The sequence below is a fragment of the Paraburkholderia sp. J69-1 genome (assembly GCF_905220255.1).
GTDB lineage: Bacteria > Pseudomonadota > Gammaproteobacteria > Burkholderiales > Burkholderiaceae > Paraburkholderia.
Genome location: NZ_CAJMZG010000013.1, coordinates 174,370 through 189,529 on the forward strand (window position 1 = coordinate 174,370; position 15,160 = coordinate 189,529).

The 15,160-nt window shown below is 61.2% G+C and carries 16 protein-coding genes; 11 read left to right on the forward strand and 5 right to left on the reverse strand.

The genetic code is table 11. From position 1 onward, the window contains the following. Positions 1-237: 237 nt before the first annotated feature. Both U5A67_RS23900 and U5A67_RS23905 read left to right on the forward strand, forming a co-directional pair. Complete coding sequence (locus U5A67_RS23900) at positions 238-1,311, forward strand: helix-turn-helix transcriptional regulator (protein WP_321816128.1); 1,074 nt, start codon at positions 238-240, stop codon at positions 1,309-1,311. Between the two features lie 97 nt (positions 1,312-1,408). Further along, on the forward strand, positions 1,409-1,756 hold the full coding sequence (locus tag U5A67_RS23905; RefSeq protein ID WP_205987743.1) for a hypothetical protein: 348 nt from the start codon (positions 1,409-1,411) through the stop codon (positions 1,754-1,756). Here U5A67_RS23905 and U5A67_RS23910 read toward each other — a convergent pair. The 5 genes from U5A67_RS23910 to U5A67_RS23930 are packed head-to-tail and all read right to left on the reverse strand — an operon-like array spanning position 1,698 to position 5,862. Next, positions 1,698-2,054 (reverse strand): DUF971 domain-containing protein, encoded by a 357-nt coding sequence (locus tag U5A67_RS23910; RefSeq protein ID WP_321816129.1) that lies wholly within the window; start codon positions 2,052-2,054, stop codon positions 1,698-1,700. The two genes, U5A67_RS23905 and U5A67_RS23910, sit on opposite strands and share 59 nt — an antisense overlap. Further along, positions 2,051-3,010 carry a HEAT repeat domain-containing protein gene (locus tag U5A67_RS23915; RefSeq protein ID WP_321816130.1) on the reverse strand — a complete coding sequence of 320 codons (960 nt, stop codon included), beginning with the start codon at positions 3,008-3,010 and terminating at the stop codon, positions 2,051-2,053. Before U5A67_RS23915 ends, U5A67_RS23910 begins: the two co-directional genes overlap by 4 nt. A gap of 51 nt (positions 3,011-3,061) precedes the next feature. Further along, the gene (locus U5A67_RS23920) at positions 3,062-3,307 is read right to left on the reverse strand and encodes a ferredoxin family protein (RefSeq protein ID WP_205983651.1); all 246 of its coding nucleotides are present in this window, start codon (positions 3,305-3,307) and stop codon (positions 3,062-3,064) included. A gap of 22 nt (positions 3,308-3,329) precedes the next feature. Beyond that, the gene (locus U5A67_RS23925) at positions 3,330-5,084 is read right to left on the reverse strand and encodes a fumarate reductase/succinate dehydrogenase flavoprotein subunit (RefSeq protein ID WP_415767914.1); all 1,755 of its coding nucleotides are present in this window, start codon (positions 5,082-5,084) and stop codon (positions 3,330-3,332) included. A gap of 10 nt (positions 5,085-5,094) precedes the next feature. After that, a complete protein-coding gene (locus U5A67_RS23930; RefSeq protein ID WP_321816131.1) occupies positions 5,095-5,862 on the reverse strand; it encodes a GntR family transcriptional regulator in 768 nt (255 codons plus the stop codon). Positions 5,863-6,084: 222 nt separating this feature from the next. Here U5A67_RS23930 and U5A67_RS23935 point away from each other — a divergent pair, with 222 nt between their 5' ends. From U5A67_RS23935 to U5A67_RS23975, 9 genes are all read left to right on the forward strand, one after another. Beyond that, on the forward strand, positions 6,085-7,080 hold the full coding sequence (locus tag U5A67_RS23935) for a succinylglutamate desuccinylase/aspartoacylase family protein (protein WP_321816132.1): 996 nt from the start codon (positions 6,085-6,087) through the stop codon (positions 7,078-7,080). Positions 7,081-7,361: 281 nt separating this feature from the next. Next, positions 7,362-7,913: a GNAT family N-acetyltransferase gene (locus tag U5A67_RS23940; RefSeq protein WP_321816133.1), complete on the forward strand. Its 552-nt coding sequence runs from the start codon at positions 7,362-7,364 to the stop codon at positions 7,911-7,913. Between the two features lie 38 nt (positions 7,914-7,951). Next, the gene (locus U5A67_RS23945; RefSeq protein ID WP_321816134.1) at positions 7,952-8,881 is read left to right on the forward strand and encodes an ABC transporter substrate-binding protein; all 930 of its coding nucleotides are present in this window, start codon (positions 7,952-7,954) and stop codon (positions 8,879-8,881) included. A gap of 79 nt (positions 8,882-8,960) precedes the next feature. Next, on the forward strand, positions 8,961-9,656 hold the full coding sequence (locus U5A67_RS23950) for an energy transducer TonB (protein ID WP_321816135.1): 696 nt from the start codon (positions 8,961-8,963) through the stop codon (positions 9,654-9,656). A gap of 19 nt (positions 9,657-9,675) precedes the next feature. Beyond that, entirely contained in the window at positions 9,676-10,479 is an 804-nt protein-coding gene (locus tag U5A67_RS23955) for a MotA/TolQ/ExbB proton channel family protein (RefSeq protein ID WP_205983657.1), read from the forward strand. 12 nt (positions 10,480-10,491) lie between these two features. After that, positions 10,492-10,917 carry a biopolymer transporter ExbD gene (locus U5A67_RS23960; protein ID WP_321816136.1) on the forward strand — a complete coding sequence of 142 codons (426 nt, stop codon included), beginning with the start codon at positions 10,492-10,494 and terminating at the stop codon, positions 10,915-10,917. Between the two features lie 25 nt (positions 10,918-10,942). Beyond that, positions 10,943-11,359 (forward strand): biopolymer transporter ExbD, encoded by a 417-nt coding sequence (locus tag U5A67_RS23965; protein ID WP_321816137.1) that lies wholly within the window; start codon positions 10,943-10,945, stop codon positions 11,357-11,359. Between the two features lie 197 nt (positions 11,360-11,556). Then, the gene (locus tag U5A67_RS23970; RefSeq protein ID WP_321816138.1) at positions 11,557-13,968 is read left to right on the forward strand and encodes a TonB-dependent receptor; all 2,412 of its coding nucleotides are present in this window, start codon (positions 11,557-11,559) and stop codon (positions 13,966-13,968) included. 165 nt (positions 13,969-14,133) lie between these two features. After that, a complete protein-coding gene (locus U5A67_RS23975) occupies positions 14,134-15,135 on the forward strand; it encodes an LLM class flavin-dependent oxidoreductase (RefSeq protein ID WP_321816139.1) in 1,002 nt (333 codons plus the stop codon). Positions 15,136-15,160: the final 25 nt, after the last annotated feature.

Sequence of the window (15,160 nt, forward strand, 5' to 3'; positions counted from 1 at the left end):
TCGTGCACGTCATGCACTTTTTTTGTACGCTTTGCAATTTGATTTACCGGTGACGCGTGTCATCTCGGCGTCATGGAAAATTGCCTGGTATCACTAACGAATGGCAACGTCGAGAACCGGTGCGCGGCGCTGTCGCATTTCCGACCTGATTCCTCGTGCATTATTGTCAAAAGTCCGCCTTGCTCTATCATGATCTGGGTATAGGCGAGCTTTCAAAACTCAAACCGGGTTGCACGGATGACCCGAATCCACGCGCGAGACCACGGCATGGCGAATTCGAGCACGCACTACCAGGATTTACCGATCCGCAGCGATGCATTACAGCGCCGCGCGCTCGCGCATCAGCATTTCGACGTGCTGAATCTGCCGGTAGGCCGTCAGTTGCTCGCGTGGCGCGAGCGCATGGGTTCGGTCACCGATGTGGTGCCTTCGCGGCATGAAATGGAGCGGCCGTTTCGCGCCTCGATCGATCGTTACGACGTGGGCGAATTCATGTTCGCCGATTGCTATACAGACCCGCTGACGCTCGACCGCACGATCGCACGTATTTCGCGCGATAACGTGCGCAGCGTGGTGTTTCATCTTTTCGTCGACGGCACGGGTAAAGGCGTGCTCACGCATACGGCGAAGCGTAGCGGCGTGGAAATCGATTGCGGCATTCTTGCGGTCGATCTCGATCATCCCGTGCGCCTCGTGCGCGGCGCCTGCCGCCATATCACCATCTTCGTGCCCGGCGTGCGTCTCGGGCAGGTCTTCCCCGATCCGGGCGCATTGCACGGTCGCCTGCTTTCGCCGCAGATGCCGCTTGTGCGTTATCTGGTGGGGCGCGCCGTGTCGCTGGCGGCGCATATGCCGTTTCTGGCGGCTGAGCGCGCATACGACGAAGTGAGCGAAATCGTCGATCTGCTTCTGGAAGCTTACGGCGAAGAGGCGGGCATCAAGGGCGGCCAGCGCGCCACCGCGCGGGCGCTTGCGTTCGACGGCGCACGGCGTTATGTGCGTACCCATCTCGCCGATGCGGACCTCACGCCGGAGCAGGTCGTGAGTTCGCTCGGGCTGTCGCGGCCGTCGTTGTACCGGCTGTTTCAGCACGAAGGCGGCCTGGGAGCGTATATTCGCCACTTACGCCTGCGCACGGCGGCCAGCGAACTCGTAGCGTTTCCTGGCCTCGCGGTGCAGGACATCGCTTATGCGGTGGGTTTCAAAAGCGCTTCCGACTTTACGCGCGCGTTTCGGCGCGCGTATGGCGTCGCGCCGCAGGAAATGCGCCACGACGTGCGTGCGGTGCCGGACAAAGCCAGCCAGCTTTAACCAGGTGGCGGCTGATCCGATGCACAATGCGTTCTTTGCTTGCTTTTGCGATGTCCGGCCATAGCTATGGAGCCTATGTCTGGAAACGAGGGACAGCATGCCAGTGAAAACGGAATTTATCGAAGCGAGCAGTGCCCGCCCGGAATTGCTCTGTTATCTCGTGGCGATCGCCGCGTCGTCATATGCGCTGACGCAGGAATGGCGCGTCGATCATGTGGTGTCGTGCTGCCGCGAATGGCTGCAAAAAGCCGGGGCGACCATGCACTGGCTCGATCGCGTGCGTCTGGGCCAGCTTGCGCTGAAGATTGCCAGCCGCGATCTGCTGGGCGCCGGGATCGCCGTGCGGCTTTCGAGTGTATCGGTGCTGTTTACCGCTGAAATGGAACTCAATGAGGCATCGACCATGGTGCAGCGGATGATGTCTCTTTGTCAGGAAGCGTTGTAAGCACGTTTGCAAGCGCGTCGGCCTGGAAATTTTCGAGCCAGCTCCATGGATAAATGCCACGATCGTGGCCGTCGCTGAACACAAGCTGCACCCCATAGCCCATCGGCGCAATGTCGGTGAGAAGCAGATCCGCCGGGAACGCTTCGCGCGCCTGACTGCCCCCCAAACGCGGCGCACGGCAATATCCACACGGGCAGGCCGCGCGCAGTGCATTCAGCGCCACGCGCTGATGCACGCCATCGGGCCAAACCAGCACGAGCGTGCTGCCTTCGTTACGTAATTCCACCGGCACTTTCATGATGCGCGGCTTTCGACTTGCTGCAAGGCGATGCGCACAGCCTTGCGGACTTCGGGATCACGATCTTTCAGCGCCGCCTGCAATAGCGCGATGCTCGCGGGCGCGCCGATTTCGCCTAGCGCCAAGGCCGCTTCCTTGCGCAGATTGCTGATCGAATGCGTCAGCAGCGCGCCGATGGCGCCAGCGGCTTGTGGATCGGCGAGACGCCCGAGCGCGCGTGTCGCGCGCAGACGCACTTGCCAGTAATCGTCGGCGAGCGCGGTCACGAGCGCATCGCGCGCCGCATGGTTGTGCAGCTTGCCGAGCGTTGTCGCGGCTTCTTCGCGCACCTGCCAGTCGGCGTCGCCTAGCGCGTGAAGGAGTGCGGGCGCGGCGTGGGCATCGTCGGGCGCCGCGAAGCCGAGCGCGCCCGCCGCCGCGTGGCGCACCGGCACTTGCGCATCGGTTGCCAGCAACGCCGAGAGCGGAGCGAGCGCGCGCGCGTCTTTGAGCCAGCCGAGCACGGCCACGGCTTCGAGCCGCACTTGCGCATCGGCGTCGTCCAGGGCGGCGAGCGCCGGCTCGAATGCGGCGGCGTCGCGCAGTTCGCGCAGGCCACGCAAGGCCGCGCGGCGCGCGAACGGTTCGGGCCGCGCGGCCCAGCGCCGCAACACGTTCGCCGATGCCGCGTCCTTGAGTTCCGAAAGCGCTTGCTGGGCGGCTTCGCGCACGCTTGCGTCGGTGTCGAGCAAGGCGGCGCACAGCGCTTCCACCACGTCTTCCTGCTCCCACGCCGCGAGCACATTCGCCGCTTCGCGCCGCACTTCGGGCGAGGTGTCGCCGCGCAGCGTCGCCACCAGCGTGGGCACGAGCGCTTCGTCTTCGAGATCGGCGAGGTCGAGCACGGCGATGCGGCGCACGGCAGCATCGGCATCCGCGAGGCGCGCGAGTGCGCGGTTTTCGAAAAGATCAGTCATGGTGAAAATCTATCTGGAATCCGAATGATTGTGCTTCGATAGCCTGAGCGCCTAGCGCAGCAGATACGGAATGTCGACCTTGACGGCGCCGGTCGGGCAATCGCGCTCGCAGGGCATGCAGTACCAGCACTCGTCGAATTGCATATAGGCCTTGCCTTTGGACGTATCGATCGCGAGCAGATCGAGCGGGCAGACATCGACGCAAACCGTGCAGCCTTTATCGGCAATGCAGAGATTTTCGTCGATGGTGACGGGCGCGCTGCTGCGCTGGAAGATATCGTGGGGTGTAAAGGACATGATGTTTTTCTCCAGCGGTTTTTCAGTGCGCTTCGGCCAGTGTCTGGGTGGGCTTGATCCGCATGCGGTCATAAGCTCCTTGCTCCGCCGCGCCAATCGGCACGACGTAAGGTGCGACGGCGCGCTTTTCGCAGATCATGCGGTCGTTCTCGTCCTTGCGCAGATCGGAATGGCAGAACCAGTTGGCGTCGTCGCGCTGCGGAAAATCGACGCGATGGTGATACAGTCCCCAGCGGCTTTCGGTGCGAAACAGCGAAGCGCGCGCGGCCATTTCGGCGCAATCGCGGATCGCTCGGACTTCGGCTGCACGCATCAGTTCATGCGCGTTGTTGGCCTTTATCGATTCGATATCCTCAGCAATGGCGTCAAAACGTTGCAGGCCAATCTCCATCTTTCGCGTGACCTTGGGCGGCTGGAGATAATCGTTGACCATACGGCGCAACTTGTATTCGACCTGCGAAGGCGAGAGTCCTTCCTTGCGTTCGAGCGGCGCGTAAATGCGGGCGCGTTCGGCATCGATCTGGGCCTGATCGAGTGGCGCGTGTTCGCGGCCTGCCACGTAATCGGCTGCGTCGTGGCCCGCGAACCAGCCGTAAGTAAACGCGCCCAGCATGTAGTTGTGCGGCACGGCGGCCATGTCTCCGGCAGCGTAGAGTCCCGGCACGGTAGTACGCGCACGCGAATCGACATAGACGCCGGACGCGCTATGCCCGCTACACAAGCCAATCTCCGAGATATGCATTTCCACCATCTGATCGCGGTAGTCGGTGCCGCGTCCGGCGTGAAAACGTCCGCGGCTCGGGCGCTCGTTGGTGTGCAGAATCTGCTCGATGGTCTGAATGGTTTCTTCGGCAAGATGATCGAGTTTGAGAAACACGGGGCCATTGCCGCTCTGCAATTCCTGATAGAACTCCCACATCATCTGGCCGCTCCAGTAATCGCATTCGATAAAGCGCTCGCCCTTGCCATTCGCCGTAAAGCCGCCGAGCGGGCCGGTCACGTAGGCACACGCTGGCCCGTTATAGTCCTTGATCAGCGGATTGATCTGGAAGCATTCGAGGTTGGTGAGCGCAGCGCCTGCGTGATAGGCCATGGCGTAACCGTCGCCCGCATTGGTGGGGTTTTCGTACGTGCCCATCAAATAGCCGGAGGCGGGCAGACCGAGTCGCCCGGCCGCGCCACAGCACAGAATCACGGCTTTGGCGCGCACCACCACGCTATGCGCAGTACGGCAATCGAAGCCGATCACGCCGCAAACGGCGCCTTGCGCATCGGTGAGCAAACGCGTGGTGACGACACGATTGGTGATGTCTATGCGCGCGCGTTTAAGCTGGCGGTACAGCACTTTCTTGATGTCGTGGCCTTCGGGCATGGGCAATACATAGGCGCCCATGTGATGGACTTTCTTCACGGCGTAATCGCCATTGCCGTCCTTTTCGAACTTCACGCCCCAGCGATCCAGTTGCTCGATGGTAGTGAAGCTATGCTTCGCATAGGCATAAACGGCGTCCTGATCGACAATGCCGTCATTTGCGATGGTGATCTCGCGCGTGTATTGCTCAGGCGTGGCGTGCCCCGGAATGATCGCGTTGTTCAGCCCGTCCATGCCCATGGAAATCGCGCCGCTGCGTTTGACGTGGGCTTTCTCCAGCACCAGCACGCGCAGCGCGGGATTGCGTTCTTTGGCCTTGATCGCCGCCATCGGGCCGGCTGTGCCGCCGCCAACTACCACAATGTCGTAGTCCAGTACTTCGGTGGGGATCGTTTGTGTCGTCATTACGTCATCCTTATTGATGGGTGGCGTGCGATGCGCTCTTCTCGCGATCCACACGCAGGCGATACTGGAAGGCGTCGCCGCGAAAATACAGATATTCGTAATCGATGGGCGTTCCGCTGGCGTCGTGGGTGGTGCGCTCGATGCGCAGCACCGGGCTGCCGTCCTCAACGCGCAGGGCATCGACGATATCGTCGCTCGCCAGCATGGCGTCGATCGATACATCGGCGTGACCGAGCGGCACGCCACAATCGTTTTCCAGAATCAGAAAGATGTCGCGCGCGGTAAGGTCGGCATTGGCGAGGCGTTTGCCCAGCGCTTCGGGCAGCCAGGTGAGTTCGAGCGAAACCGGCTTGCGGTTGAGCAGGCGCACGCGATGAATCTCCACCACGTTTTCCCCTTCGGCCAGGTGCAGTTTTTGCGCGACATGTCGGCTGGCTTTGACGACGCGAAACGCGCGCAACTGGTTGACGATCTCATAGCCCATCGACGTCATCGCTTCGGCAAAGCCTTGCAGCGAGGTCACGTTCTGGAATGCCTTCGGCTTCGATACAAACGTCCCTTTGCCGTGCAGGCGAAACACGAGCCCTTCCTTCTGCAGATCGCCTAGCGCCTGGCGCACGGTGATGCGGCTGACGCCAAAGAGCGCGCAAAGCTCGTGTTCGGACGGCATCTGGCTATGCGGCGCGTAGCTGCCATCCAGGATGCGCGCACGCAGCGTGTCCTTGATCTTTGCGTAAAGCGGTTGCGGCGGCAGCGCGGCGAGCGTGTTCTGAGGCATGGCGAACTTGTTATGACAAGATGGAACGCAGTGTAGTGAGTGTGCAGCGCACGGCCAACGAAGCATTTCTGCTATGGATGTTCCGTAGCGCGCTTAATCAGGCGGCGAAGCCAGCGGACGCGGCTTGCATATTCATTCGCTTAAAGCTTGGTAGGCGCGCTCGCCTGCATCGACCAGAATGAACCGGTTTATCTATCGATTGCGAACAGAAGAAGGAGCAGCATGGTCAATCCCATCCGCAGTGAAATCGATTTCGACGTTACTGGCCGTCATACCGGCTATCTGCGCTTGCCGCATTCGGTGCATCGCTCCGCATACGGCTGGATTCCCATTCCGGTGGCGTCGATCCGCAACGGCACGGGACCGACCGTGCTGCTGATGGGCGGCAGTCACGGCGACGAATACGAAGGACAAGTTCTCGTCTCGCAACTGCTGCGCGAAATCGAACCGGCCTGGGTGCAAGGTCAGTTGATCTTCCTGCCGATGGCGAATTTCCCCGCCGCCGAGGCGGGCCTGCGTGTTTCGCCGCTCGACGACGGCAACCTGAACCGCAGCTTTCCCGGTGATCCGCACGGCGAACCCACTGCCGTTATCGCGGACTATATCGAGCACACGCTACTGGCGCGTTCGCAATATCTGCTCGATTTCCATTCGGGCGGCAGTTCGCTGATCTATCACGGTGCGAATATGCTGGCGATCGAACCGCGCGACGCCGATGAAAATACGCGTCTGCGTGCGGCGCTTTCGGCGTTCGGCATGCCGCGCGCGTTTTTGCATCCACTCAATCCTGTGCATTCGGCGAGCGCGGCGCGTCGTCAGGGAGCGCTTTCGATCGTCACCGAACTCGGGGGCGCGGGTATCGTGCAGCCACCTTTGCTGCGCGAGGCGCGCGAAGGCATACTGCATTTGCTAGGCAAGATCGGCTTACTGGAGGGGCCGCTGGTGCCTACGAAAGCGCCCGGCGAAACGCGCTTTTATCGCGTGGCTGGCGCGTCGCATTACGTCTATGCGTATGAGCGCGGTGTGTACGAGCCGCTCGTGCAACTTGGGCAGAGCGTGAGCGCAGGGCAGTCTGCGGCGCGCATTCACTTTCCCGACACGCCATTGCGTGAACCCGTGATAGTCAATTTCGAAGCCGATGGCGAAGTCGTCTGCCAGCGCGCGATGGCGGCCGTGCAGCGCGGCGATTGTCTGTTTCATCTGGCGCAGCCGGTATAACGATCAACGCAACGTCATGTTCCGCCAATCGGATGACGAAAATCGCGCGGCACCAGAGGGTAATAAAGCGTAATTCAATGCGGTTTCAATCCATTAAGACAAGTCGATAAACATATTAGAAATGCTTGGTTAATCTGCATTCGTCGAAAGGCTAATCTTGTCGCAACCCCAACAGTCGTTGAATAAGTATGGCGACGTTGCGATCACAGAAAAAATACGGTGGCACCGGATAAAACCTCCGGTACGCCGCCGCAAATTGGCCCATTACGAATGCAACGACCATGAGCTTCCGCATTTTCGACACCTCGCCGCTCGATCCCGCCGCGCAGCCTTTGATCGACGCGCTCACACGCGAATATGCCACGCGCTACCGCGCCTTTCGTACCGATAGCGAAGCGTCCGCTGCAGCAGAACTCGCGCGTTATCCCGCCGAATTATTCACGCCGCCCGAAGGCGCTTTCATCATTGTCGAGCGTGACGGAGAAACTGTGGGCGGCGGCGCGTTCAAGCGCTATGACGCGCAGACCGCCGAACTCAAGCGCATCTGGACGCGCGAAGATCAGCGCCGCCAGGGACTCGCGCGGCAAGTCGTGGCAGCACTCGAAGCGCGTGCGTTGCGTCAGGGGTATCGGCGTGTCTATCTCACCACCGGTTTCAAGCAGCCGGAAGCGTGGGGCCTCTATATCGATTCGGGCTATACGCCGCTGTTCGATCGCGCTATTGCGCCGGAAGTGCACGTGCATTTGCCTTTTGCCAAAGACCTGATCAATCCGCGTGCGATCGATTCGCTCCACGATCTGCGCCCGCGCGAACCGTTAGACGCGCAGCACTGAGATTCATTTCTTTATCGACCTGTCTGCTTGAATTCGCCATGAAACTCAAACATTCTCTCGCTGTTTTCGCGGGCGCGCTGGCGCTCGGCGCTGCCGGCCTCGCATTGGCCGCCACGTCTTTCGATCTGAGCCCGGAACAGCACGGCCGCGTGCGCGCCAGTGCGGACCCGGCAATCATCAAATCCATTCCGGCGAGCTTCAATTTCGTCGATAAAGATGCGCTCACCATCGGCATCGTGCCAGCGTTGCCGCCGATCAGCACCTACGCCACAGATGCGAAAACCGTCGTGGGCTTCGACGTCGATCTCTCGCAGGTGGTGGCCGATAGCTTGGGCCGCAAGCTCAAACTCGTCGTGCTCGCATGGCCGGACTGGCCGCTTGCGCTGCAGTCGGGCAAGGTCGATGCCGTGGTGTCCAACGTGACCGTGACGGAAGAACGCAAGGCGAAGTTCGATTTTTCGACCTATCGGCGCGATGAGGTGGGTTTTTACGTGCGCAAGGATAGCCCGATCAAATCGATTCGCGAACCCAAGGATGTGGCGGGCCTGCGCATCATCACCGATGCAGGCACCAATCAGGAAAAAGTGCTGCTCGAATGGGACAAGGAAAACGTGGCACATGGCCTGAAGCCGGTGAGCGTGCAGTACTACGACGACGATGCGGTGCGCACGCTCGCACTGCAATCGGGCCGCGCCGATGCAATTTTCAGCGTGAATGCCGTGCTCGCCTGGCAAGCGGCGACGCAAGGGAAGACGCGTCTGGTGGGCACCGTGAGCGGCGGCTGGCCGCGTACCGCAGAAGTGGCGATCACCACGCGCAAAGGTAGCGGTCTGGCCGATCCGATCACCCAGGTGCTCAACGATCTGATCCGCGATGGCAAGTATCGCCAGGTGCTCGACCGCTGGAGTCTGGATTCGGAGGCGATCCAGCGTGCCGCCACCAATCCGCCGGGCCTGCCGAAGACCTGATGCAGCGCGCGCCGCGTGAAATTCGCGGCGCCACGGTTTACAAACAGTTTGTAGTGCAAAGGAAAGGAAGGAGCGCTTCATGTCGGACTCAGTGGTGGTGGCGGGGAAGTGGGCAGCGCGCCCGCGCCAGTACGGGGCGCGCAGACAGGGATCGGTGCGCCGCTATGCGGGTATCGCGGCCGTGCTGCTGTTGCACATCGTCTTTATCTGGGCCTTGCTCAACGGCCTTGCTAGCAAGGTGGTGCAGGTGATCCAGAAGCCCGTGGAAGTGCGCATTCTGGAGACGGTGAAGCCGGTACCTGTGCCGCCCATCCCCACCGTCAAACTGCCGCCGCCGAAGCCGGTGGCGCCGCCCAAACGCGTCGTGCCTTACGTGCCGAAGCCCGAAGTGCCGGTCGTAGCGCCTCCCGCGCCGACGATCGCGCATCAGTCCGAGCAGCCTGCGCCGCCGGCGCCGCCCGCACCCGTTGCGCCGCCGGCCCCGCCTGCGCCCGCGAAGCCCGTGAGTCACGAGGCCGGTGTGGTCTGCCCGAACTCCGACAAGGTACGCGCTGCAATGGTGTATCCGGAAGAAGCGCAGGACAACAACATCACCGGCGATGTGCTGATCTCGTTCGTGGTGGACCCGCAAGGTCACGTGACGGAAGAGAAGGTCGAGAAGTCCGCCGATCCCTTGCTCGATCGCGCCGCCTTTAACGCGGTGAAGAAGTTCAACTGCATTTCGCAGGGCCAGCCCGTGCGCGTGCAGGTGCCGTTTTCATTCAACCTGAATTGAGCATCACTCTGGAGCAAACATGAAGAAGTCAATCCTTGCTGCGCGTTCCGCGCGCCTCATTCCTGCGGCGGCTGGCGCCGTCGCGCTGCTCGCCTCACCGCTCGTGTGGGCGCAAAGCGCCGGCAATTCAACCGATGCGAATCCGTACGGGCTCGGCGCGCTGTGGGCCAATGGCGATTTCGTCGCGCGCTTCGTGCTGCTGGTACTCGTCGTGATGTCGATGGGGAGCTGGTACATCATGATCACCAAGTTCGTCGAGCAGGCACGAGCAGCGCGCCGCGCGAAATCGGCCGACGCGCAACTCTGGAGCGCGCCGTCGCTGGCCGTGGGCGTAGCCGATCTCGACGACAACTCGCCGTTCCGCTTTATTGCCGAGACGGGCCTCGAAGCCGCCGAGCATCACGACGAAGCGCTCCTCGAAGAAGTCGATCGCAACACATGGATTCAGGTGTCGATCGATCGGGCCAGCAACAACGTGTCGAATCGCCTGCAGGACGGTCTTGCGTTCCTCGCCACGGTGGGTTCGACGGCGCCGTTCGTTGGCCTGTTCGGCACGGTCTGGGGCATCTATCACGCGCTCACGGCGATCGGCATTGCAGGCCAGGCGTCGATCGACAAGGTGGCGGGACCGGTGGGCGAAGCGCTCATCATGACGGCCGTAGGTCTGGCCGTGGCCGTGCCCGCCGTGCTCGGCTACAACTTCCTCGTGCGTCGCAACAAGTCGCTGATGGAGCGCGTGCGCGGCTTTGCAGCGCAACTGCATACGGTGCTGCTCGCCGGGGGCCGCAAGCGCCCGGTCCGCGCGGTCGTCAACGCCCACTGAGTCCGATTCGCCATGGCCATGAACGTAGCTCAGGACGGAGGCGAAGACGAAGTCATCGCCTCCATCAACACGACACCGCTCGTGGACGTGATGCTGGTTTTGCTGATCATTTTCCTCATCACGATTCCGGTGGTTACGCATACGGTGCCGGTGCAATTGCCGAAGGAAACGGTGAATCCGTTGCAGACCAAACCGGACAGCATCGAGATTGCCGTCGATAAAGAGGGCGACCTGTTCTGGAATGAGAAGCGCGTGGGTGCCACAACGTTGCTCGCGCAACTGAAAGGCATTTCGCAGCGTAACCCGCAGCCCGAGGTTCATGTGCGCGGCGATCAGGCCACGCGCTACGAATACATTGCGCGCGTGGTGAGCACCTGCGAACGTGCGGGTATTGCCAAAGTCTCGTTCATCACCCAGCCGCCTGCGCGCGGCGGCTAACCCGAACCGAAAAGGAGTCTAGACGATGGCGATGAATGTCCCATCGGGCAGCGAGGAACCGGACGTGCTGGTGGACATCAACACGACGCCGCTGATCGACGTGATGCTGGTGCTGCTGATCATGCTCATCATCACGATCCCGATCCAGATGCACGCGGTCAAGATGAATCTGCCGGTGGATAGCCCGCCGCCGCCCGCCACGCCGCCGCCGGCCGTGCAGATCGATATCGGCCCGACAGGCGCGCTGCAATGGAATGGCGCGCCGCTCGCGGCTGGCGCGGATCTCGAGCATCACATGGCCGATGTCGCCGCTCAGGCGGATCAGCCCGAGATCCATCTCTCGCCGGACAAGCTCGCGCCGTACAGCGCGGTCGCGCAGGTCATGGCGGCAGCGCAGCGCGAAGGTGCAACGAAGATCGGCCTGGTCGGCAACGAACCTTGACGGTGTCTCCGGGAACGGGCGCCGACGTTCCCGGAAAACAACTGCTTCGTAATGAAGGCAGGGGAAGTCGGCGCGTGACAATAAAGTAGTCATTAAATTAATAAGTTGTTCGAATGAAAACGAAAAACAATATTCGTGCTTCGGGTTTTGGGTTCGCGAGAACAATACCAGGCGAGCGCCAGGCGCCGCGTCTGCGTATGAAGGTGCTTTTGGCGGCGGTTTTCGCGCTGGCGTGCAATGGGGCCGTGTGGGCGCAAACGGCGGCGGCTCCCGCTGCGGCGAGTGATGCATCAGTTGGCAGCACGGTTGGTAATGCTGTCGGCAACACCGTGCAACAGGACACCGTCGTGGTCACCGGCAGCCGCACAGAAACGAAGGCGAGCAAAAGTCTCACGCCCGTGGATGTGATCAGCGGCCAGCAATTGCGTTCGACCGGCCAGACCAATCTGCGCGACGCGCTGGTGCAACTCTCGCCTTCGATCGGCCACGAAACCTACGCTGGCGACGCGGCGATGCTTACCAACACGCTTTCGCTACATGGCCTGAGTCCCGACCATGTTCTCGTGCTGGTGAACGGCAAACGCCGCCACACTACGGCGAATATTTCTCTGGACGGTGGCCTGAATCAGGGCGCGACGGGCGTGGACGTCGACACTATCCCGATTGCACTGATCGATCACATCGAAATCCTGCGCGACGGCGCAGCGGCGCAGTATGGATCGGATGCGATCGCCGGCGTCATCAATATCATTCTGAAGCGCGCGTCGCATGGCGGCGAAGTGACGTCGACCACTGGTCAGACGTATGCAGGCGATGGCCTGAAGAATGCCGAATCGGCGAATATCGGCTTCAATCTCGGCGATAAGGGCTTTCTCGATCTGAGCGCCGAATACGCGCGCCAGAATCATACGGTGCGCACGGGCCCTGACGACTACTTCGGCAGTTTCCCGGCGGGGCAGGGTTATTACAATCGTATGCTGGGCGATCCTTCGGCCACGCGCGAATCGGTGGGCTTTAACGCCGGCTATTACCTGGGCGACGATGTCGAACTCTATGGCTTCGGCACCTATGCACACCGCAATGCCAGCGCGTATCAGAACTATCGGCCGCCATCAGTGCTGCCGTCGATTTATCCGAATGGATTTACGCCGCAGGAAACCGTCAACGAGAATGACTATTCGATCACGGCGGGCGTGAAGGGCCAGAATCTGTTCGGCTGGTCGTGGGACTTGAGCACGACCTATGGCGGCGATCACGACAACATGGGCATGGTCGATTCCGCCAATACCGGGCTCTACGACGCGCAAGGTTTTACGCCCACCAGTTTCCATCTGGGGACGGTGAGCAACACGCAACTCACCAATAACCTGGACTTCTCGCGCGCGTTCCAGTTGCCGCTGCTGGCGGGGCCGCTGCATGTTTCATTTGGTGTGGAAGAGCGCCGCGAAACCTATACCGTGGGCGCGGGCGATCTGTATTCGTATCTCGACGGCGGTGCGCAGGCGTTGCCGGGTCTTGCACCGGTTAGCGCAAGCGATAATTCGCGCAACGTATTCGGCACCTATATCGATCTGGCGACGAAGATCACCCAGAAGTGGCAAGTCGATCTCTCCGGTCGCTACGAACACTACAACGATGTGGGCGATACCACCAACGGCAAGATCTCGACACGCTACGACTTTACGCCGCGCTTTGCGATTCGCGGCAGCGTGAGTACGGGATTCCGCGCGCCGTCGCTGGCCGAGGAGTATTACACCAACATCAACGTATCGCCGGCATCAGCTTCAGGTTTGCTGGCGGCGAATTCGGCGGCCGCGAAACTGATCGGCGCGCAATCGCTCAAGCCGGAAGAATCGACCAACTATAACGTTGGCTTCGTGCTGCAACCGGTCGATAACCTGCACCTCACGCTCGACGCGTATCAGATCGATATCCGCAATCGCATTGTTCTGGGCGGTACGGCAGCGGGCGCGGATGCCATCGCAGCCATGCAGGCGGCAGGGCTTTCGGTGCCCAGTTCGATTCCGGCTTCGGCGGTATCTGCGAGCTATTTCACCAACGGCGCCAGCACGCGCACGCGCGGTATCGATCTGACCGGCACATATCACACGGGCTTTGGCCGCTACGGTCAGGTGGATTGGGATCTGGGCGTGAACCTGAATACGACTTCGGTGCGCAGTGTGGCGAAGAATGCCAATGGCACGGCGGCGCTCAACGCGCAACAGATCGGCTGGCTGACGACATCGACGCCTAAAAACAAGATCATTATTGGCGGCACTTGGCATCGCGACAAATGGGCAGTGAGTCTGCATGAAACGCGCTATGGCTCGACGTCCAGCGAGATGACTTATATCGTCGGGCCGAATGCGTTTTCCACTACGCAATTCCAGCACGTAGAGAATGCCGCGCGTTACGTGACCGATGTGGAAGTGCGCTACGACGTCACGAAGAAATTCCAGATTGCCGTGGGCGCGAACAATCTGTTCGATGTGTATCCGTCGAAGATTCCTTATGTGAATCAACTGGAAGGCGTGCAGTACGACACCTATGCGTCGAATGTGGGTGTGAACGGCGGCTTCTATTACCTGCGTGCGCGTTATCAGTTCTAAAGCGTCTACGCCCACGCTCATATGCATAGCAGAAATCGCTCGTACGCTCCGGTGCGTTGCGTCGACATAATGACTGGAGCGTATTCGAGCGACCGCTATTTACCTTAAAGCGCAATCGCTTAACACCGTTCGACCCATGCGCAATACGCATGGGGAAGGAGTGACATGGCCTGGTCTCTTTCCATTCTCGACAAAAGCCCGATCGCCGAAGGCGCAAGCGCACACGATGCGTTGCGCTTCACGATACGTCTCGCACAACGCGCGGAAGCGCTTGGCTACCAGCGTTTCTGGATCGCCGAGCATCATGGCGCGCCGGGGCTTGCAAGTTCGGCGCCTGAAATCGTCGTCTCGCATCTGCTGGCGCATACCTCGCGCATTCGCGTAGGTTCGGGCGGCGTGATGTTGCAACACTACAGCCCGTTCAAGGTAGCGGAATCGTTTCGCGTGCTGGCGTCGCTCGCGCCGGGTCGCGTCGATCTGGGAGTGGGCAAGGCGCCCGGCGGGCTGCCGCTGACCACGCGCGCGCTGCAGTGGTTTCATGACAAGGCGAAGAAGCCGGACTTCGCAGGACAACTCGCGGAGCTGGACGCTTTCCTCAAATGGGGCGTGCCTGAAGATCACGCGCTGGCGGGCGCATTGGCATTGCCGGTTCCGCCCGAGGCACCCCAGCGCGTGCTGCTGGGTGGCAGTCCCGAAAGCGCGCGTCTCGCCGCAAAGCACGATTGGGCCTTTTGCTACGCCGGGCATTTCAATGGCGATGAAGCCCATATCGCCCGCTCTATCGACGCTTATCGCGGGGCCACCGGCCGCGCGCCGTTGCTCGCGCTTTATGCGTTCGCGGCTGCGACGCGTGAAGCCGCGCGTGCACAGGTTGGCGCGCTGCGTCTATTCAAACTGCAACTCGCGACGGGACAAAGCGTGAACTTGCCGAGCCCCGAAGCGGCAGCGGAATTCGCACGGCAGACCGGCGTGTCTGATTACCGCCTCGACGAACTGCATCCGCATGTGATCGCGGGTACTGCGGAAGACGTGCGCGCCGAACTGGACGCGCTGCATACGCGCTTCGGCATTGAAGAATTCGTGATCGATACGCCGGTTGCGGATTACGCGTTGCGACTCGATTCTGTCGAGCGCCTCGCGCCGCTGACCTCGCACGCGCACGCCTGATCGTCGCATCACTATTATTCAAGGA